This window comes from Arcobacter rhizosphaerae, assembly GCF_049472155.1.
GTDB lineage: Bacteria > Campylobacterota > Campylobacteria > Campylobacterales > Arcobacteraceae > Arcobacter_B.
Genome location: NZ_JBMOVW010000001.1, coordinates 365433 through 384472, shown reverse-complemented (window position 1 = coordinate 384472; position 19040 = coordinate 365433). Strand labels below are relative to the sequence as shown.

The 19040-nt window shown below is 27.0% G+C and carries 22 protein-coding genes; 7 read left to right on the top strand and 15 right to left on the bottom strand.

What is annotated here, in order from left to right; genetic code table 11:
• Positions 1–7 precede the first annotated feature (7 nt).
• Entirely contained in the window at positions 8–565 is a 558-nt protein-coding gene (locus ACH5BH_RS01905; RefSeq protein WP_404304138.1) for a CDP-alcohol phosphatidyltransferase family protein, read from the bottom strand.
• Complete coding sequence (locus tag ACH5BH_RS01900) at positions 562–1671, bottom strand: GGDEF domain-containing protein (protein WP_404304139.1); 1110 nt, start codon at positions 1669–1671, stop codon at positions 562–564. Before ACH5BH_RS01900 ends, ACH5BH_RS01905 begins: the two co-directional genes overlap by 4 nt.
• Positions 1672–1760: 89 nt before the next feature.
• Here ACH5BH_RS01900 and ACH5BH_RS01895 point away from each other — a divergent pair, with 89 nt between their 5' ends.
• From ACH5BH_RS01895 to trxC, 4 genes are all read left to right on the top strand, one after another.
• Positions 1761–3302 carry a SulP family inorganic anion transporter gene (locus ACH5BH_RS01895; RefSeq protein ID WP_404304140.1) on the top strand — a complete coding sequence of 514 codons (1542 nt, stop codon included), beginning with the start codon at positions 1761–1763 and terminating at the stop codon, positions 3300–3302.
• 105 nt (positions 3303–3407) lie between these two features.
• A complete protein-coding gene (locus ACH5BH_RS01890) occupies positions 3408–3917 on the top strand; it encodes a putative metalloprotease CJM1_0395 family protein (protein ID WP_404304141.1) in 510 nt (169 codons plus the stop codon).
• Positions 3898–4143: a hypothetical protein gene (locus ACH5BH_RS01885; protein ID WP_404304142.1), complete on the top strand. Its 246-nt coding sequence runs from the start codon at positions 3898–3900 to the stop codon at positions 4141–4143. Before ACH5BH_RS01890 ends, ACH5BH_RS01885 begins: the two co-directional genes overlap by 20 nt.
• Before the next feature lie 4 nt (positions 4144–4147).
• Positions 4148–4579, top strand: a complete 432-nt coding sequence (trxC, locus tag ACH5BH_RS01880; RefSeq protein ID WP_423297271.1) for a thioredoxin TrxC — start codon at positions 4148–4150, stop codon at positions 4577–4579.
• A 3-nt stretch (positions 4580–4582) separates the two neighbouring features.
• On the opposite strand, the gene ACH5BH_RS01875 is transcribed toward trxC, so the two are convergent.
• Together ACH5BH_RS01875 and ACH5BH_RS01870 are read right to left on the bottom strand one after the other, a co-directional pair.
• The gene (locus tag ACH5BH_RS01875) at positions 4583–5077 is read right to left on the bottom strand and encodes a 2-thiouracil desulfurase family protein (protein WP_423297270.1); all 495 of its coding nucleotides are present in this window, start codon (positions 5075–5077) and stop codon (positions 4583–4585) included.
• A 3-nt stretch (positions 5078–5080) separates the two neighbouring features.
• On the bottom strand, positions 5081–5860 hold the full coding sequence (locus ACH5BH_RS01870; RefSeq protein ID WP_404304145.1) for a tRNA 2-thiocytidine biosynthesis TtcA family protein: 780 nt from the start codon (positions 5858–5860) through the stop codon (positions 5081–5083).
• A 165-nt stretch (positions 5861–6025) separates the two neighbouring features.
• Between ACH5BH_RS01870 and ACH5BH_RS01865 the strand changes: the two genes are divergently transcribed.
• Both ACH5BH_RS01865 and ACH5BH_RS01860 read left to right on the top strand, forming a co-directional pair.
• The gene (locus ACH5BH_RS01865) at positions 6026–6235 is read left to right on the top strand and encodes a hypothetical protein (RefSeq protein ID WP_404304146.1); all 210 of its coding nucleotides are present in this window, start codon (positions 6026–6028) and stop codon (positions 6233–6235) included.
• A 477-nt stretch (positions 6236–6712) separates the two neighbouring features.
• Complete coding sequence (locus tag ACH5BH_RS01860; RefSeq protein WP_423297269.1) at positions 6713–7933, top strand: molybdopterin molybdotransferase MoeA; 1221 nt, start codon at positions 6713–6715, stop codon at positions 7931–7933.
• Between the two features lie 16 nt (positions 7934–7949).
• On the opposite strand, the gene ACH5BH_RS01855 is transcribed toward ACH5BH_RS01860, so the two are convergent.
• The 6 genes from ACH5BH_RS01855 to ACH5BH_RS01830 all read right to left on the bottom strand — a co-directional run bounded on the left by ACH5BH_RS01855 (position 7950) and on the right by ACH5BH_RS01830 (position 13681).
• A complete protein-coding gene (locus tag ACH5BH_RS01855; RefSeq protein ID WP_423297268.1) occupies positions 7950–9077 on the bottom strand; it encodes an SO_0444 family Cu/Zn efflux transporter in 1128 nt (375 codons plus the stop codon).
• 1 nt (position 9078) lies between these two features.
• Positions 9079–10419, bottom strand: coding sequence for a DNA recombination protein RmuC (locus tag ACH5BH_RS01850; protein ID WP_404304149.1), 1341 nt, complete (start codon positions 10417–10419; stop codon positions 9079–9081).
• Complete coding sequence (locus ACH5BH_RS01845; RefSeq protein ID WP_423297267.1) at positions 10412–11659, bottom strand: M48 family metallopeptidase; 1248 nt, start codon at positions 11657–11659, stop codon at positions 10412–10414. The genes ACH5BH_RS01850 and ACH5BH_RS01845 overlap by 8 nt, the downstream gene beginning before the upstream one ends.
• Positions 11660–11727: 68 nt before the next feature.
• Positions 11728–12732, bottom strand: coding sequence for a GGDEF domain-containing protein (locus ACH5BH_RS01840; protein ID WP_423297266.1), 1005 nt, complete (start codon positions 12730–12732; stop codon positions 11728–11730).
• Positions 12733–12807: 75 nt separating this feature from the next.
• A complete protein-coding gene (locus ACH5BH_RS01835) occupies positions 12808–13320 on the bottom strand; it encodes a phospholipase D-like domain-containing protein (RefSeq protein ID WP_423297265.1) in 513 nt (170 codons plus the stop codon).
• The gene (locus ACH5BH_RS01830; RefSeq protein WP_423297264.1) at positions 13307–13681 is read right to left on the bottom strand and encodes a YbgC/FadM family acyl-CoA thioesterase; all 375 of its coding nucleotides are present in this window, start codon (positions 13679–13681) and stop codon (positions 13307–13309) included. Before ACH5BH_RS01830 ends, ACH5BH_RS01835 begins: the two co-directional genes overlap by 14 nt.
• A gap of 123 nt (positions 13682–13804) precedes the next feature.
• Between ACH5BH_RS01830 and ACH5BH_RS01825 the strand changes: the two genes are divergently transcribed.
• On the top strand, positions 13805–14194 hold the full coding sequence (locus tag ACH5BH_RS01825) for a hypothetical protein (protein ID WP_404304650.1): 390 nt from the start codon (positions 13805–13807) through the stop codon (positions 14192–14194).
• 6 nt (positions 14195–14200) lie between these two features.
• Here the strand turns inward: ACH5BH_RS01825 and ACH5BH_RS01820 are convergent, their stop codons facing one another.
• From ACH5BH_RS01820 to ACH5BH_RS01800, 5 genes are all read right to left on the bottom strand, one after another.
• A complete protein-coding gene (locus tag ACH5BH_RS01820) occupies positions 14201–16000 on the bottom strand; it encodes a sensor histidine kinase (protein WP_423297263.1) in 1800 nt (599 codons plus the stop codon).
• Positions 16001–16375, bottom strand: a complete 375-nt coding sequence (locus tag ACH5BH_RS01815) for a hypothetical protein (protein WP_423297262.1) — start codon at positions 16373–16375, stop codon at positions 16001–16003.
• Entirely contained in the window at positions 16356–16697 is a 342-nt protein-coding gene (locus ACH5BH_RS01810; RefSeq protein WP_423297261.1) for a hypothetical protein, read from the bottom strand. Before ACH5BH_RS01810 ends, ACH5BH_RS01815 begins: the two co-directional genes overlap by 20 nt.
• Positions 16697–17158, bottom strand: a complete 462-nt coding sequence (locus ACH5BH_RS01805; protein WP_404304157.1) for an STAS domain-containing protein — start codon at positions 17156–17158, stop codon at positions 16697–16699. Before ACH5BH_RS01805 ends, ACH5BH_RS01810 begins: the two co-directional genes overlap by 1 nt.
• 94 nt (positions 17159–17252) lie before the next feature.
• Entirely contained in the window at positions 17253–18935 is a 1683-nt protein-coding gene (locus ACH5BH_RS01800) for a protein adenylyltransferase SelO (RefSeq protein ID WP_423297260.1), read from the bottom strand.
• Positions 18936–19040 lie beyond the last annotated feature (105 nt).

Sequence of the window (19040 nt, the reverse complement as noted above, 5' to 3'; positions counted from 1 at the left end):
ATGCTACTTAAGGATGAGGAATTTTGATTTTTGAATTTAATAAAAAACCTATTATAATCATTAATATTAAAACTATAGTTTCACTTATAAATCCTGTTAAATATACAAGATATGTAAGCCATAATAAAATTGCACCAAGTGGTGTTGGAACTCCAGTAAAATATTTTGAAACTTCACCTTCATTTGAATTAATATTAAATTGAATTAATCTTCTAAGACCTGAAATTACATAATAAACAAATGCAAAAATTACTAATACAGTATTTAATTCTAACTCTTTTGTATCAATTACTGCAAAATAAATATACATTGTAGGAACAATAACAAAAGATAAAAAGTCTGCATAAGAGTCTAATTGTATTCCAAACTCCGTAGATAGATTATATTTTCTAGCAATTTTTCCATCAATAATATCAAAACCCCCTGCAAGCCATGCAAAAAGTGCTGCTGCAAAAAACTCTTGATGAGTTATAAAATAAATTGCGAATATTCCTGCTGTAATATTAAAAAATGTTACAATATTTGCTAAATTGAAATGATTGTTTTTATTAAACAAAAATGTCATTGTTCCCCTTTATGAATATGGTATTGATTTCTACCATTTTGCTTTGATTTATATAAACATTCATCAGCTAATTTATATAATTTATTAGCTGAAATATAACTATTTGCTTGATACATTATAGCTCCAATTGATACTGAAACAACATCAAGTATTTTACTACCTTTATGTTCAATTTTCAAATCAATAATTCTTCTATTAATATCTTCCAAACAGCTTTCTAAAGTAGTCTCATCTATATCAAACAGTACTACACCAAACTCTTCTCCACCTAATCTAAATACAAATTCGTATTTTTGATTAAAATAATCTTTTAAAGTACTAGCTACTTTTTTAAGTGTTTCATCACCTAAATCATGGCCATAAGTATCATTATATTGTTTGAAAAAATCAATATCTAAAATTATAAAAGCACATTGCCAGTTATTTGCATTGGCAATAAATGGCATATTATCAAAAATTGTATCAAAATATTTTCTATTATATAATTTAGTCATTCCATCTGTAATAGAATCTATTTTATATTTCTTGTTAAGAATTCTTAATTGGTTATCTTTTTTCACTACTTGTAAAATAATAAATCCGATTAATCCAAAAGATAAAATTATAATAGAAATAACACTATAAAGTAAATAGCTTTTCATACTTTGATAATCAACTAAAAACAATTTTCTTTGTTTAAATGCCATTTGAGTTTCATACTCTATTAAATAGTCAATTTTTTTTACTACTCTTTTAAAAATATGAAGTTTATTTACTTTAAATGTTTCTTTTATTGATTTATCAACACTTTTAACTACTTCTTTTTCTTTTGTATTTTTGTAAGCACTAAAATAGTAAGCCCACTCTTTCTCAATAGTTGCTTGTTCTTTTTTAAAATCACAAATATATCTTAGAGTTCGACATGAAATAATTTTTCTATAATTATCTTGAATTTTTTCTAATTTTACAATAGGTATAAAATTCCCAAAATAGATATTATCAATTTGATTTTTTAATTTATCAATATGTGAGTTAAATATCAACGATGCAGTTATTAAAGCAAACATTACAATAAAAACTAACATTATCAATTTAAAAGTAACTGATTTAAAAAAATTATATTTCATCGCATTATTTTATTGAAAAAATCATTTAACTAAGATTAAGTACATCTTAGGTATCATCGCGAATTAATACAAACACAAAGGTTAAAAATTTGTTAAACATAAAAGATACTTTTATAGGGAAAAACCCTAAAAGTGATATTTTATCTGGACTTGTTGTAGCAGTTGCATTGGTACCTGAAGCTATTGCATTTTCATTTATTGCACAAGTAAGTCCTATAGTTGGTCTTTATGCTGCATTTATTCTTGGATTAATTACTGCTTTAATGGGTGGAAAACCAGGTATGATATCTGGTGCTACAGGTGCTGTTGCGATTGTTTTAGTAGGTGTTAGTATTGCATCAAAAGAGATTTTAATTGCTCAAGGATTAACAGGTGATGCACTTTCATTTGGAATAATTCAATATATTACTCTTACAGGTATAGTTGCAGGGACTATTCAAATTTTAATTGGTGCTTTTAAAATGGGTAAATTTATTCGTTTAGTTCCTCAACCTGCACTTCATGGATTTGTAAATGGCTTAGCTGTCGTTATTGCTACTAGTCAATTTAAATTTTTAGATGGTGCTGGAATGATTATGTATGGGATTATCATCGGAACAATGGCTATTATGTACTTTTTACCTAAACTTACATCTGCTGTTCCAGGTGGTTTAGTGGCTATTATTTTATTTACTCTTGTTGTTTATTTTACAGGGGCTGATACTAAACTTGTAGGTGATTTAGCAAACTTAACAGAATTTAAAGGTTTATTACCACAATTTCATGTTCCTGATGTAATTTTAGATTTAGATGCATTTATGCTTGTACTTCCTTATGCGGTTATTGTTGCACTTGTTGGTGTTATTGAATCATTACTGACTTTATCAGTTTTAGATGAGATTAGTAATACAAGAGGTAGTGCAAATCAAGAGTGTATTGCTCAAGGTACTGGAAACATTACTTGTGGTTTCTTTGGTGCAATGCCAGGATGTGCAATGATTGGTCAATCTATTATCAACTACACATCAGGAGGTCTTGGAAGGTTATCAGGTGTTGTAGCTTCTATTGGACTTATTTTATTAGTTGCTACATTAACTGATCTTTTAAATATTATTCCTGTTGCTATTTTAGTGGGTATCATGTTCATGGTTTCAATCGGAACTTTTGAATGGAGTTCTTTTGCTAGAATTACAAAAATGCCGAAAAGTGATGCTTTTGTACTTGTAACAGTAACAGGTATTACAATTGTTGAAGATTTAGCTATTGCAGTAATTTCTGGTGTAATTATTTCTGCTTTAGTTTTTGCATGGAATCACGCAAAAGTTACAGCTAACAAACACGTAGAAGAAGATGGTTCAAAAGTATATGAATTTGATGGACCTTTATTTTTTGGAAGTGTTACATCTTTTAATGAAAACTTTGATATTGAAAATGATCCTGAAAATATTGTATTAGACTTTAAAGATGCTAGAGTTATGGATATTTCAGGAGTAGAAGCAATTGATGCAATTACAAAAAAATATGCTGATGCAAATAAAAAGCTTGTTATTAGACATTTAAGTAAAGATTGTAAAAAAATTCTTAAAAATGCTGGACCATTTTGTACTTATGAAGAAGATGATCCAAACTATAAAGTTGCTATCAACTATTAAATACTTCTCTTATATTAAGTCCCAATTAATGGGACTTAATTTCTCTTATTTACTTAATCTTAAAAATTAGCTAAAATTATTACATATATAAATTTGAGGTGTATTATGGAAATTTTTGATAGATATCAATCTGCCTCTTCTATAAATCAACAAATCGCAGTTAAAAAAGCACAACTTGCAGCAATTGATAAAAAAGAGGAGCAAAAATCATCCTTTGAAAAAAATGATACTGTTGATATTTCTGGAAAAAACTATGATGAAAATGACTATCAACGAGTATTAGAAAAGTTCAAAAGACTTGATGCACAAACTAAAGCACATGAACAACAACATGCAAGTTTAGGTGATACAAAAAGTGCAATTTCATATAACTATCAAGTAGGACCCGATGGTAAACTTTATGCTACAGGAGGTCATGTAAGACTTGATACATCTCTACCACAAGATAAAGATGCAGCACTTGCTAAGCTTGCTAAACTTTCAAGGTCTGCAGGAGCACCAAGTGAATTAAGTAGTGCAGATGCTTCAATAGCAAGAGCTGCAAACTTAAATAAAATGCTACTTTTAAGTAGCCAAGAAAATGAAGGAGTAAATGATGCAAATAACAGACAGTAATAGTTTAAATGGTATGTTAGCCGCACAGGCACAAGTAACTCAAACAGCTTCAAACCTAGCACAAGTTGCCAATATCACTGGTGATCCTGCAACTCAAGAAGTAACAGCTGATTTTATAAATTCAATAGTTAATCAAATTCCACAAGTTATAGCTTATGAAGCAAATGCACAAGGAATTGTTACACAACAACAAGTTGTAGATTCACTTTTAGATATAAAGGCTTAAATAAATGAGTAAAATAAATGTTGTATGTCCATCATGTTTAAAAGTTAATGCTATTCCAAAAAAAGATTCATATTCTAAAGCAAATTGTGGTTCATGTAAAAATTCATTATTAGAAACTCATCCAATTGAATTAAATGAAGAAAATTTTGATCATGTAATAGTAAATTCAGATATTCCAGTTATTGTAGATTTTTGGGCACCTTGGTGTGGACCTTGTAAAATGATGACACCTATTTTTAATGAAACAGCAACAAAGTATCCTCTAAAAGCTTTATTTGTAAAAGTAAATACAGAAGAACATCAAGCTTTAGGTGCAAAATATGCAATTAGATCTATTCCAACACTAGTAGTATATAAAGCAGGAAATGAAGTAAAAAGAGTTAGTGGTGCTTTAGATCCATTAAGACTTTCAAATTTAGTAAATGAGAATTTATAAAAACTAAGAATTAGTTTTTATAAATTTGTTTAAATCTTTTAATTGTGTTTCATTAAAAACAACAACGCCATTTTCTTCTAATAATCTAGCTGTTAAACCTTTACCTTCAACTAATTTATCAGAAAATGTTCCATCATATATTAAACTATTTCCACATGATGGAGATTTTGATTTTAATAAAGCCACTTTAATATCTTCATTTACGCAAAGATCTAAAGCATTCTTTGCTCCAAGTAAAAAGTTTATAGTCACGTCATCTTCTTCTTTAGTTAATACTTTAAAAGGTTTATTAGAACTTACTAATTCTGCTGCTTGTCTTGGTGTTGTTAAACCACCTGATACTTCTGGACAAAAAGAATATATTTCATTTTCACATAATATATCCATGAATAACTCTTTTTGAGAGAAGCTAAAAGAAGCACCCATCGCAATTGATGAATTACCTCCATCATATCTTACATCTTCTCCTAATAAACATGAAGAAATTAGAAGCTTCATATATTAAGCTTCCTCATCTATTGGATCTATTCTATCTAGCTCATCTTTTGTAAAAAATGTAGATAATTGGATATTATTAAATGCCGCTTTCATTGATACAAAAATTTGAGGATTATCTTCTTCTAATTTAGCTAATAACTCTTTTGTTTTTGCTCTTGCATAAGGCATTTTAACATCAAATCTAAGACCAGGACAAGCCTCATCACCAATAACGCTTATTTCATTACTATCAGCAAATGCTCTTAATTGTCTTTCTCTACAAAAAATTAAAGGTCTAATAACTTCTAATCCATTTTCAGCTTTATAAACAGGAGGCATTGATCTCATAGTCCCATTATAAAAGAAATTCATAAAGAATGATTCCATTGCGTCATCTAAATGATGTCCTAATGCAACTTTATTATATCCTTGCTCTAATGCAGTAGAATATAAATATCCTCTTCTCATTCTTGAAAAGAATGAACAAAATGAAGAGTTTTTTCTAATTTTTTCACCAGCTAATTCAAAGATTTCCGTATCAACAATCTCATGATCAATACCGTGTTCTTTACAATGATCTGCTAAAAACTGTACTTGCTCACCCATTCCATAAGTTACAGTAACAGCTTTAAATTCAAAATTATATGGAGCAACACTTTGTAGTCTTTTTAATGCATGAATTAGGGTAGTTGAATCTTTACCACCAGAAAAACCAACTAATACTCTATCACCTTCTTTAATAAGGCTATATTCAGCATTTGTTTTTCCTACTAGTTTAGATATTTTTTTACTTAGTTCAATCAAGATATATATCCTAGTTAAATTTTTTTGAAAGTATATCGAAAAAGTTCTCAAATTTTTGTTTTATATTTATAAATTTTATATTAATTATATAAATTGTCTATATTTTACTAAACATTTAGAAAAATTCATTATAATTTCAGATACTTTCACTCATTAGGAAATAAAATGACACTAGAAGAACAAGAAGAGTTTAAACAAAAAATTGCCGAAACTATTTTACCAGTTGCAGTAAATATGACAGAAGAGCAAATTAGAATAGTAATTTTAAATGTATTAAAAGACAATGAAGAGATAAATCCTGCTTTTGGTGATATGTTATTTGAACAAATCATGGTTTACAAATATAATTTAAATAATAAAAACTCAAATAATTAACTGTTAATTCATTTGGATAAAACCAAATTTAGCAAATTTTAATTATGTGTCGTTATAATTTCGCCCCAAAAATAAATTTAAAGGCTTAAAAATAAGAATTACAGTTTCAGTAAAAGACTTAAAAATATTACAAGAGCTTTGTAAAGACCATGGTCAAGCAGAACTATACAAAAAACTTCATTTAGAAGAAGAGAAGTATCAAAAAAGTTTAACTGAAAAGAAAAGTAAAGCTACTAAAAAAGCTACTAAAACTAGACAAGAAACAGCTAAACGAAAAATTGAAGCTTCTGTAAATATGATGAGAATGTTTAATCAGAAAATTACAGTTTATTCTGTGTCAAAAGAAGCACAAGTAAGCTACAACACTGCTTTAAAATACAAAGAATTTATCGAACAAAATGCAAAGTAAAATACTTTGCATTAAGTAAGTATTTTTTATTTTTTGGTAATATTTCATTTACCTATTAGGAGAATGAAATGAGACAATTTATAAACTATGATAAATCTTTAGAAATACTAAATAATATAAAACTACCACAAATCACTACAGAAAAAGAGTTTTTAATAAATGCTATTGGAAAAGTAATAGCAAGTGATATTATAGCTGATCATAACTCACCTGAGTTTCCTACATCGGGAATGGATGGATATGCTATCAAACATGAAGACCAAACTTTAAAAACAATTAAAATTATTGATAAAAACCCAGCAGGAACTGTAGTAGAATCAAAAGTTGAAAATGGTGTTTGTATTAAAACATTTACAGGTTCACTTATGCCACAAGGTAGTGATACATTAATACCTATTGAAAATGTAGAAGTAAATGGTGATGAAATCACTATTATAAAAGAAGTGCCATTTGGATTTGCCACAAGAGCGATTGGTGAAAACTATGCAAAAGATGAAGTTTTAATCAAAAAAGGTACTGTTGTTGGATTTGCTGAAGTTGGAGTATTAGCTTCATTGAATATAGCTCAAATTCCAGTGGTTGTAAACCCAACAGTTGCGATTGCTAGTACAGGAAGTGAGATTTTAGATCTTGGAGAAACACAAACTAATGCTTCACAAATTAGAAGTTCAAACCATCTAACTATTGAAGCTTTATGTAAAAAAGCAGGTGCTTCAACTCTTCAACTGGGGATTGTAAAAGATGATATTGATTCAATTACTAATATGCTAGAAACTGCTCTATCAAAATCTGATATAGTTGTAACAACTGGTGGTGTATCAGTTGGAGATTATGATTTTGTACAAGATGTTATAAAAGATAAACTTCAAGCAGAAGTTTTATTTCATGGGGTAACTATAAAACCTGGTATGCACTTACTTGCAGCTGTTAAAGATGGTAAAACTATTATTGCTTTACCTGGTTTTGCTTACTCTTCAACTGTTTGTGCTATTTTATATGTATTACCACTTATTTATAAACTTAGAGGTTCAAATGAAAAGCTTCCAATAGTGAAAGCTAGAATAAATGAAAACTTCCCAAGAAGAATGCCAAAAACAGTATTTACAGCTTGTAATGTTGAGTACACAAATGGCGAATATACTATTAACTTTGATGGTAAGAAAAAAGGAACAAGTGCTATTTTAACAAATATGCTTGAAAGCCCTGCTCTACTTATTCAAAAAGAAGATAGTGAAGATATTAAAAAAGGTGATTTAGTAGATATTTTACTTTTAAATGAACTAAAATAATAGTTCATTTAAAACTTTAAGAGCAACAAGATTTTGTTTGCTCTTTTTTTGAAAACTTATCTTTAAATAAATGATAAAAAATTAAAAGTAAAACAGCTAGTGAAGCAATACTTTCAACAAAAGAACTACCCTCATGTTCCATTGAAACTCTTAATATTTCCAAATTATCAAAAAATAAATCAAATAAAATCCCAAAAACTAAAGCTAATATAGATATTGTTGATACATATATAATAAGAGATGTTTTCCCTAGCATTTTATAAACAATACTCATAGTAACTGCACTAGTTGCAGGACCTGCTGTAAGAAAAATAAAAGCAGCACCACCACTCATACCTTGAATCATTAAAGCTGCTGCTATTGGAAGGGATGCTGTTGCACAAGTATATAAAGGAATAGCAAAAAGCATTATTACAAAATATGTTAGAAATTGATTATCAAAGAGCATACTACTATACTCTTTTGGAATAAAAGTAATGAACAAGCTCCCTAAAATAAGACCTACTAATAAAGCCTTTGCCATATCTGAAAAAAGTGTAATATAAGCATAAGTAAATACGGCTTTTATTGAAAAACCTTTTTTATTTTCATTTGTACTACTACAACAACTTTCTACTTCATCTTTTGCTTCTTTCATTGTTGTAGAGAAATTTTGGGCAAAGTTAACTTGAGACTTTGTAGTTATAGGATTTACACTAAAAGCTGGTTTTATTTTATTATTAACTTGTTCATTTTTTTCAAAAAGATTTTGAATTAAACCAACACTAATAGCTATAAGAATTGAAGAAATCACTCTAAAAGCAGTAAAAACCAAACCAAAAAGTGAAAATGTTGCTAAAATAGAATCAACACCAGTAATAGGAGTTGAAATTAAAAAACTTTGAACAGCACCTTTACTAGCACCTTCTTTTCTAAGTCCTTGAGCTAAAGGAATAACGGAACAAGAACACACAGGCAAAGGTATTCCAAATAATGTAGCTTTTACTACAGAACTTGTTGAGTCTTTACCTAAATGTCTTGATACAAAATCTGCTGGTACTATTTGTTTTAAAATACCAGCAATAAAAAGTCCTACTATTATATAAAGAGCAAAAGCATCTAAAAGTGTTAAAAAGTTTTGTGCAAAATCGTGAGCTAATTCCATATTATTCTTCTTCCAATAAATTTTTATTATCAATTTGTTTTTTAGGTTTTACTCCTAGATCTATAAACTCTTGTGATCTTTTAAGTAAATTTCCATTTCCAGTTGATAGCTTTTTCATCGCACTATCATAGGATTTTTGTGTTCTATTTATATGTGTTCCAACTTCATCTAAGTCTTTTACAAATAAAGCAAACTTATCATACAAATATCCAGCTTTTTTTGCAATAAGTAAGGCATTTTCATGTTGTTGTTCATTTCTCCAAATATTTTCTATGGTTCTTAAAGTAACAAATAAAGTTGAAGGAGAAACTAACATAATATTATGTTCAAAAGCTAATTTAAATAAATTTTCTTCTTCTGTACTAGCAAGTAAAAAAGCACCTTCAATAGGAATAAATAAAAGCACAAAATCTAAAGTTCTAACTCCCTCAATCTCTTCATATTTCTTAGAACTAAGTCCTTTTATATGTGTTGTTATTGATTTAACTAATTCTTTTTTAGCAAGGACTTTTTTGCCTTCATCTTCACTATTTGTATAATCAATATATGATTTTAGTGAAACCTTTGAATCTATAATAATATCCTTATTTGAAGGTAAATGAACAATAACATCAGGTCTTAATCTCTTTCCATGTTCATCGGTAAAAGAGCCTTGAGTTGAATATTCTTTTCCTTCTCTTAAACCCGTTTGTTCTAAGATAGAAGATAAAATCATTTCACCCCAATCCCCTTGAGTTTTGTTGTCACCTTTTAGGGCTTTTGTAAGATTTACGGCATCTGTTGAGATTTGTTGATTTAGCTCTTTTAGATTTTTTATTTCTGTAAGTAATGAACTTCTTTGTTTTGTTTCTTCGTTATAAATATCATTTACTCTTTTCCCAAAAGAGTTTAACTGCTCTTTAAAAGGAGTTAGTAACTGATTTAAAGTGACATTTGATTTTTTTTGGCTTTGTTCGAAAACTTTTGTAGCTAAAGATTCAAACTCTAATTTCATTTTTTCTTTTGATTCTTCAAGAAGATTAATTTTTTCATTAAAAGAGTCTTCTTTTATTTTATATTCATTTGCTAAATTTTCTAATCTCAATTCATAAGTTTCAATAAGATTTTCTTGAATTTGATCAGATTGATTTTGAATAGTTTTGATTTTATCTTCATAAAAAGAGCTTGTAAGTTCTATTTTTTCATTTGCTGTATTTAACTTCAAGAATATTTCATCTTGTAAATTTTGAAGTTTGTCTTCATATTTTTGTTTAATAAAATGCAAAATAGCCATAACTATTAAAGTTATGGCTATTATAGCTAAAGTAAGTGTGAGTGTATTTACCTCAATAACACTATTCATCTATATTTAATTCCTCTTTTAAGGCATTTTTTGAGCTGTTGTGTACATCATATCCCAACTCTTTAAATCTCTCCACTAAAGGTGGGTGAGAGTAATAAAAGAAAATATAAATAGGATGAGATAAAGGAAATGATTTATTTTCATTTGCAAGCTTTAAAAGTGCATTTACTAAATCATTTTTAGATTGTAAATTTGAACCAAATTCATCTGCTGCATACTCATTATGTCTTGAAATAAGAGAAATAAGTGGCATTAAAAAAAATGATAGAATTGGTGAGAAAATCATAAAAATAGCAATTATTGTTGCAGGTTCTTGATTTAGTGATAAACCTAAAAATAACTCTTCTGGTAGATTACCAAAAATACCAAAGAAAACAAACATAACAACACCCATAATTCCGATGTTTTTTAGAATATCTCCATTTTTAAAGTGTCCTAATTCATGGCCTAATACAGCTAGCAATTCATTGTGAGTTAGCTTTTCAACTAAAGTGTCAAATAATACAACCCTTTTTGTACTACCTAATCCACCAAAATATGCGTTTAATCTGTTATCTCTTTTACTTGCATCAACTGAGAAAACTCCTGAACTTTTAAATCCAACTTCATCAAGTAATTTTTCAATTTTACTTTCTAAATCTTTGTCTTTTAAAGGCTCGAACTTATCAAACATTTTATCTCTAACTAAAGGATAAACCATATTTATGATAATAATCACAGCAAAAATAAAAGCAAATCCCCAAATCCACCATGAAGGTAAATTTTCAATGATAAATGAAATTCCAGCTATTACAATTGATCCAAAAATTAAAAACAAAATACCAGTTTTTATAGTGTCTTTTATAAATAATGAACTTGTCATATTTGAAAAACCATACTTTTTATCTAACTTGAAAGTCTTATATAAATCAAAAGGTAAAGTTAAAACCCAGTTTACTATTATAAATAAATCTACAAAAACTACAGCTTTTAACCATGTTTGCTCAACAGTAACTAATGAATCTAAAAAAGATAATCCAAAACCAATCCACATAAAGAAAATAATAAAATCGTAAAATGATGAAACAATCGCTAGTTTTTCTTTTTCTACAGCATAATTTGCTGCTTCATAATATTTGTTTTTTTCTAATATAATAGGTTCTAAATTTCTTGCATTTTTAATATAACCTACTTGCATAAATGATGTATAAATATTTAATGCAAAATATAAACAATATCCCATCACAAAAATCTCTAACACGTATAATCCTTCTATATAATATAGTCTTATATTACTATTTTATTACTTTTATTTTAGTAAAGATATTCTCACTCATTATCAATATCTTCACAATATACTTCAACTCTATTTCTTCCATTCTTTTTAGCCTCATATAAAGCTAAATCTGCTTTATGTAATAAACTATTCAAATCATTCTCATTTGGAGTTAAAACACTAACTCCTATAGAAATAGTAAACTTAACTTTTGATTTATTTGAAGTTACAAACTCTAATGATTCAATTTCACTTCTTATATGTTCTGCAACTTTTTTTGCTCCCCTTAAAGAAGTATTTGGTAAAACAACACCAAATTCTTCTCCTCCAAGTCTACCAAAGACATCACTCTTTCTTAAAAGTGATTGGGTAGTTTGAGCCATAAGTTTTATTACTTCATCTCCAACTTTATGACTATAATTGTCATTTATTAATTTAAATTTATCAATATCAATCATTAAGGTACTTAAACTCTTTTTTTCTCTACGATTATAAGATATCATTGGTCCACAAGATTCAAAAAAACTTCTTCTATTTTTAACACCTGTCAAAGAATCAGTAGTAGCTAATACATTTAGTTTTACATTAATATTATTTAGCTCTTTTGTTCTTTTATCAACAGCTGACTCTAAAACTTTTTGATATTCTTTTAATCTTCGTTCTTGTGCATTTAATTTAATAGCTTCTAAAATCATTAATTCAAAATCAACTCTTTTTAAAGTACGAGGAATAATCTTATAAACAGAAGCTTCATTAATAACTTTTTCTAAACTTTTTATATCTATAGTATCTTGGAAAATTATGTTTTTAGTATTTGGTGAGTTTTTATAAAGTTCTAAAAGAAATTCATCATACTTTAAAGATGAATTATTTTTTCCATTTATGGTGATTAAAATTTCATTACCTGCAATTATATCATTGAAGCATCCTATTAAAGCCTGTTCTGCATTAATATAACTTTCAATAATATAATCACTATCTACAATCCTTGAAAGCTTATTGTAAAGCTCATCTAACATCATTAAATCATTATCAATACAAGCTATTATATATTTCATCTTAATCTCCGATTCTGAAATATTAGCTAATTAATTTTTAAAACTATATATGACTTTTAGAGTTTTTTTTTGCTTTTAATCAAACTTTTTTATAAAGCTTTTAGACTTTTGAATTATTTTATTATCTCTTGTAAATAAAATAACTTCATAGTTGTCTTTAAAAGAATCCTTTGTCCAGTTTGTACTACCTAAAACTAAAATTTTTTCATCAAAGATTGCTATTTTAGTATGTAGTTTCTTATCTGCAATTATTGTTTTAATACCATTTTTCTTTAGTAATTTATATATTTTATCATCTTTTTTTACTTTAGATTTGTCAAAAATAACTGTAATTTTAGTTTTTTCTTTTGACTTTTCTACTAATTGTTTAGCAAACTTTTTATATGAAAAATTATACATAGAAATATAAATACTATCTTTTGATTGCTTTATCAAATCTATAATTTTATCTTTTGTTTTATCTGCGTGCTTTGGTAGAAAGTAAATTTCATTTGTATCTTTTAACTCAAAAGCATCTTTTGAAAAAGCAAAACCATTAACTAGAACTAATAAAACTAAACATTTTAAAACTATACTATTTTTCATCATCTAAAACCTCGAACATCTCTTTTGGTATTTTTGTAGGTTTAAAGTTTTTTAAATAAGCCAATTTAAATGAGCCTTTAAATAAAACTTCCCCATCTCTTAAAACTTCTTGGTACATCACAACTGATGCAGCCTTTTTCTCTGTAAGCTTACAAGTAACAACTAAATCATTCCCAAATACAGCTGACTTTATATAATCAGCCTCAACATGTTTAACCACAAAAAACTCATCATCTTGATGAGGAGATAAACCTTTTTTGAAAAAAAGCTCAGACCTAGCTCTCTCACAAAACTTCAAATAGTTGGCATAATAAACAACCCCACCTACATCCGTGTCCTCATAATATACTTTTATATTTAGCACATAAACTTCCTAGTAATAATCTATAATTTTGTAATTATACATCTGTGTTTCTTTGATATATATTTTTAAAAGCAAAATATGCTAAAATCAATTTTTAAAACTTTTCATATACAAGGTGGTTTTGTGTCTATTTTTGCGTTGCAGTCTTTAGCTGGTGGGTTTCTTGATGAAGATTTAGAACATTTTAATAAATATTTTGATGATTGGTGTATTCAATTTGATAGCTATGAAGATGCTGCTTTGATTGTGGAGACTTTACAAACGCCTGAAAGTATTGATATTGTTGAAATTACTCCTTTGAGTTATCCAAAGTATTTTTTTAATTCACTACAAGGTACTATCCACGTAACTAGACAAATAAATGACAATATTGTATGTGTAGTTGAACCTTACATGGGTGCTAGTTTTAGAATTGCTGTTTGTAATCTTAAAACAAAAAAAGTAAGATTATCTAAAACCCATTACAAAAACATCCCAAATGTTGAGAGTGCTTTTGCTAATTTTGGGGATTAATTATAACTAAATCCCTAAAAATATACTAACTTTAATGCCATTATTAATATTAGATATATTAATTTTACCATTTAAATTATCTTCAATAATCATTTTTGACATATAAAGTCCCATACCAGTACCCTCACCTTGTTCTTTAGTAGTAAAGTACGGTTCAAAAACTCTATCAATTATACTATCTTTAATGCCTCCAGCATTATCTTTTATCTCAATTTTATTTTCTTTTAACTCTATTTTTATTTTTGCTTTAGATACTTTATTTTTGATAAAAGCATCTTTTGAATTACTTATAAGATTTAAAATAACTTGCTGAAATTCAGTTTTTAAACCTAAAAAGTTAAAATCTTTACCTTTAATCTCAACTTCAATATCATGATTTTTCAATTGTGCTTTTTGAATATTAATTATCTCTTCTATAGAACTTTGAATTTGAAATATAGTTTTCTTCTTATCAACTCTAAAAAAGTTTCTAAAATCATCAATTGTTTGGGACATAAACTTTATCGTATTCATACTACTTTTTATATGATTATCTATAAAATCTTCATCAATTTTATTTTTTCTATAATAGTATTTTAGTTTCTGAACCTTTATTCCTATTTCATTTAAAGGTTGTCTCCATTGATGTGCAATTGATCCTATCATTTCACCCATTGAAGCTAATTTTGATTGATTTGTAAGCATTTTATCTTTTTCTTTTTCTTTTTTATATATTTCATAGTTCTTTTTATCTAAACCAACAAATAACATTTGCTTTAGTTCTTTATATTCATCATCATTTATGTTAATATATTTCAAAATTTTAAACTCGATAATAAATTTATCTTTTATATAATTAAATTTAGCATCATAAAAAAGAGGTATTATTTTTTTTACTAACTCTTCATTTAAAGGTGTATGTATTTGAAAAGTATATTCATTTACATAAACATCTAAATGTACAATATCAAATTTTAATAATTCTAAAATTATTGTTTGAACTCTTATTGATGTCATTTTATCAAACTGCAAATATTCAACCATAGTATTAACTTTTGTTCTTGATAATAAAGAATTATTTATAGAAACAAATAAGTATTTTTTTTCTAAAGCAAAAACTTCAGATTGTGAATTTGATACATCATTAGAAGTTTCGACTATTTCTTCATAGTTTGGAATATCTATCTTTTCATTATTTATAAAAGTATTATTATGTATCTTTTTTCTTACTTGTATATTATTGCCACTATATTTAAAGACAAAACAGAGTGCATCATCATCTTTTAATGCAAAATTATTTATTAATGTATCGCTTATTGTTTTTAAATCATCAATATTAACAATTTCAGATAAATAATTGCTATAGTCATTTATACCATCAGTGGAAATTATAATACTTGTGTTATCTGATAATTTTATAAGATTATGTTCTATAGTTGAAGGAATCTCTAAACCTATAACACCATTTTGTTTTTTTAATATATTTACATGATTTTTTTTGATTAGATGAAGTTTTAGATTTCCAATACAAATATAATGTAACACAGGGAGTTCTTTATTAACTCTTCCAATAAATAAAGTCATACCATATTCTTTTACAGACTTCATAGAACTAATATGATTAAATAAATCAAATATCTTATTTTCTTTATTTAAGGTTACTTCTTTTTCTATTTTTAAAGCTAGCTCATATATCTTGAAATTACCATGTCCTCCAATATCCCCAACACAAATTAGATAAGAATCTTCACAGTCTAGTAAAAATGCAAAATCTCCACAATTTTTTTCAGAAATAAAAGGTTTTACAGATTTTGAATATTCCATCATTTAAAACTCCTTAAAACAACAAATCTTTGTCCCTATATTTGAAGTTGTAATTTTTATATCATCACACATTCTAAAAAGAGAAGGAAGTCCAAGCCCTAAACTATTCGCTGTACTAAACCCTTCTTTTAAGCTGTCTTCTAAAGTTAATGAAAAACCTTTTCCTGTATCATTTGCATTTATTATAAACATATTATTTTGTGAAGCTATTGAAAAATCTCCTAAAGGTGCAAACTTAATAATATTATATATAATCTCAGAAGATATAATAACTACTTCTGATACAATGATTTTATTTTTAGTCTTAGACAAAACAAATTTTTCAATTTGCGAAATTATAGATTGTATATCTGTCGATTTATTTAATTGAAAATGCATCAATTGCGCCTTTTACATCTAAAGTCGTAGTAAATTTTATTTTATCTATAAAAGTATAAATTAAAGATGCACTATAAGGGTTTATTCCACATACAATGGATTTTACTCCATTTAAGTGTAATGTATCAACTATTTTTTGAACACTTTGAATATCACTACTTGTTAAAACATCAATATTTTCAAAGTTAAAGACAACTTTTAAAATTTCATTCTCTGAAATTAATTTTGAAAACTCAAAATAATAATTTTGAATATATAAATCTTCAATATCGATATCAATAACAATAATATCATCAAATATAGAGGTATTACTTTTTAACATTACTTTTTCTTTACTAATTCATAACCAATATATTCATAAGCTTTTATCATCGAATCTTTTAAAGTATTTGTTGTTTCAATATCTGAGGTATCAACTCCTAAGTTAACAATATTTGTAGCAATTACAGGAGAAATACCAGATATAATTGAACGACATCCCATAAGATTAGTTGCTTTAGCTATTTTTATTAAATGTGATGCAACAGAACTATCAACTACTGTAATTCCTGCTATATCAATAACAACTACTTTTGTTTCATTGATTTTTATATTTAAAAGAATATCTTCCATAATTTTTTGAGACTTTGTAGAATCCATTGTGCCAACTAAAGGTATCATTAGTACCGATTCTGCAATTTTTAATAAAGGTATATCAAATTTAGATCCAGCCAATTCGTTTTCTAAATCATTTATTTTAGATTGTTGGTTCTTAATTTGCTGTTCTTGTGTTACTTGACTCATAGTCGCTCCTTTTATATTTTGTTATATAATACTATATAAAAGTAGCAATAAAATAATAAATAACTGTTTTTAGAATAATATTTATTAAATTTTATTAAGAAGAACAACTTACATGAGATATTCCTGCTATATCAAAAAGCTCAGAAGGCTTTAATCTATAGTATTTTTTTTCTACTTCTTTTGATTGTTCTGAATATGGATTATTCATTATTTCTTGCAGTTCATGAATTAAACTATAATCACCTTCATTTGCTTTTTCATAAGCAGGTACTAAAAACCATTCTCTTAGTGTATATTTAGGATTAATGCTTTTCATTTCCTTAGAAATTTCATCTTTTGATTTTAAAGAACTACATATATGCAAATTCCATTTTTCAAGCCATTTTTTCCATCTATCTTTTAAGCTTTGATTATCATCTATTTTCTTATAGAAACTTTTTTTAAGTGTTTGCATATCATTTGGCAAAGAAGATAATTCTCTAAAAAATATAGTATAATCAACTTGTGTTTCAATCATAAGAATTATTAATTCTTTAAATAGATTTTCATCAAACTTATCAACTCCAAGTTTTTTTGACCACATTACTTCCATCTTCTCTTGCATAATATCAGCAAAGCCTATTTCTATTTCTTCTAGTTTTTCTAAATATTTTTTATTATCTTCAAGTAAAGGCTTTAAAGAAAGACAAAACATCTTAAAGTTTTGTTTCGCTGCTTCTGGCTGATTGAAAAAAGAGAAGTGAACTCCCCCTCCAGTCCAAGGTTGATACCTTGGATGAAAATTATCTATAAACCCAAAAGGGCCATAATCAAGAGTAAAACCACCAACTGAACAATTATCACTATTAAAATTACCTTGGCAGTATCCAACTCTTATCCAATCTGCTACTAGTGAAGTAAGTCTATTTCTAAAACTTTTAGCAAATAATATTATTTTATCTTCTAAAGTTAAATCTTCACTTATTTCTGGATATTCTCTTTTAATAGAATATAAAACTATTTGCTCCAACTCTTCTTTTGCTTTTAAGTGTTCATTTTTCCTTGCTCGTCTGCCAAACAGCTCTAATTGACCTACTCTTAAAAAAGAAGGGGCAACACGTGTTAAAATAGCAACTTTTTCATCTATCATAAGTTCAGGATCTTTTGAATATGAACCTTTTGTAAACCATGGTCTTTTTACTGTTTCACTTTTAGAAGAAAAAAGACATAAAGATCTTGAAGTAGGTATTCCTAACTTATACATTTGTTCTTGTGCTAGAAATTCTCTTATACTAGAACGTAAAACTGCCCGTCCATCAGCACCTCTACAATATGGAGTTCGTCCAGCACCCTTTAGTTGCATTTCCCAGCGTTTACCATTTAAAACTGCTTCTAGAATAGAAATTGCTCTTCCATCTCCATATCCATTTCCAGTTTGAAAAGGGCATTGTTGATAATACTCAGTACCATAAATAGATAAGGCATAGCCACAAGCCCATCCAGTTTTTTTTAGAGGAAGAGGTAAATTTGAAGTATTTCCTGAAAACATTTTTATAAAATCTTCTGATGTAGCTATAGTATCATCAAAACCTAATTCTTCAAAAAAATTCTTACTATGTGCTATATATATTGGATCTTTAATTGGTGTAGGATTTACAGGTACATAATGACCATTAAAAACCTCTTTTGGAAATTGATTTTGCCCATCTTCATTTGAGGAAGGATCACTATTTAAAGTACTAAGTAAAGAATAATCAGCAAATTTGGCAAGTTCATTTAATTTTTTAATTTTTTTCATATTAACTTTGTCTTTCATATTAATTTTCTATTGATAAATATTATTGAGTAATTATACATTTGACTTTCTTTAATAATCATTGATGTATATAAAAAGTAAAAAAAA

Excerpts from the sequence above, each read along its gene's own strand:
- ACH5BH_RS01835 (WP_423297265.1), bottom strand. The coding sequence starts at position 13,320 with ATGATGAAAAATAGTATAGTTTTAAAATGTTTAGTTTTATTAGTTCTA.
- trxC (WP_423297271.1), top strand. The coding sequence starts at position 4,148 with ATGAGTAAAATAAATGTTGTATGTCCATCATGTTTAAAAGTTAATGCT.
- ACH5BH_RS01905 (WP_404304138.1), bottom strand. The coding sequence starts at position 565 with ATGACATTTTTGTTTAATAAAAACAATCATTTCAATTTAGCAAATATT.
- ACH5BH_RS01850 (WP_404304149.1), bottom strand. The coding sequence starts at position 10,419 with ATGAATAGTGTTATTGAGGTAAATACACTCACACTTACTTTAGCTATA.
- ACH5BH_RS01860 (WP_423297269.1), top strand. The coding sequence starts at position 6,713 with ATGAGACAATTTATAAACTATGATAAATCTTTAGAAATACTAAATAAT.
- ACH5BH_RS01805 (WP_404304157.1), bottom strand. The coding sequence starts at position 17,158 with ATGAGTCAAGTAACACAAGAACAGCAAATTAAGAACCAACAATCTAAA.
- ACH5BH_RS01900 (WP_404304139.1), bottom strand. The coding sequence starts at position 1,671 with ATGAAATATAATTTTTTTAAATCAGTTACTTTTAAATTGATAATGTTA.
- ACH5BH_RS01815 (WP_423297262.1), bottom strand. The coding sequence starts at position 16,375 with ATGCATTTTCAATTAAATAAATCGACAGATATACAATCTATAATTTCG.
- ACH5BH_RS01865 (WP_404304146.1), top strand. The coding sequence starts at position 6,026 with ATGACACTAGAAGAACAAGAAGAGTTTAAACAAAAAATTGCCGAAACT.
- ACH5BH_RS01855 (WP_423297268.1), bottom strand. The coding sequence starts at position 9,077 with ATGGAATTAGCTCACGATTTTGCACAAAACTTTTTAACACTTTTAGAT.
- ACH5BH_RS01840 (WP_423297266.1), bottom strand. The coding sequence starts at position 12,732 with ATGAAATATATAATAGCTTGTATTGATAATGATTTAATGATGTTAGAT.
- ACH5BH_RS01875 (WP_423297270.1), bottom strand. The coding sequence starts at position 5,077 with ATGAAGCTTCTAATTTCTTCATGTTTATTAGGAGAAGATGTAAGATAT.
- ACH5BH_RS01885 (WP_404304142.1), top strand. The coding sequence starts at position 3,898 with ATGCAAATAACAGACAGTAATAGTTTAAATGGTATGTTAGCCGCACAG.
- ACH5BH_RS01820 (WP_423297263.1), bottom strand. The coding sequence starts at position 16,000 with ATGATGGAATATTCAAAATCTGTAAAACCTTTTATTTCTGAAAAAAAT.
- ACH5BH_RS01810 (WP_423297261.1), bottom strand. The coding sequence starts at position 16,697 with ATGTTAAAAAGTAATACCTCTATATTTGATGATATTATTGTTATTGAT.
- ACH5BH_RS01890 (WP_404304141.1), top strand. The coding sequence starts at position 3,408 with ATGGAAATTTTTGATAGATATCAATCTGCCTCTTCTATAAATCAACAA.
- ACH5BH_RS01800 (WP_423297260.1), bottom strand. The coding sequence starts at position 18,935 with ATGAAAAAAATTAAAAAATTAAATGAACTTGCCAAATTTGCTGATTAT.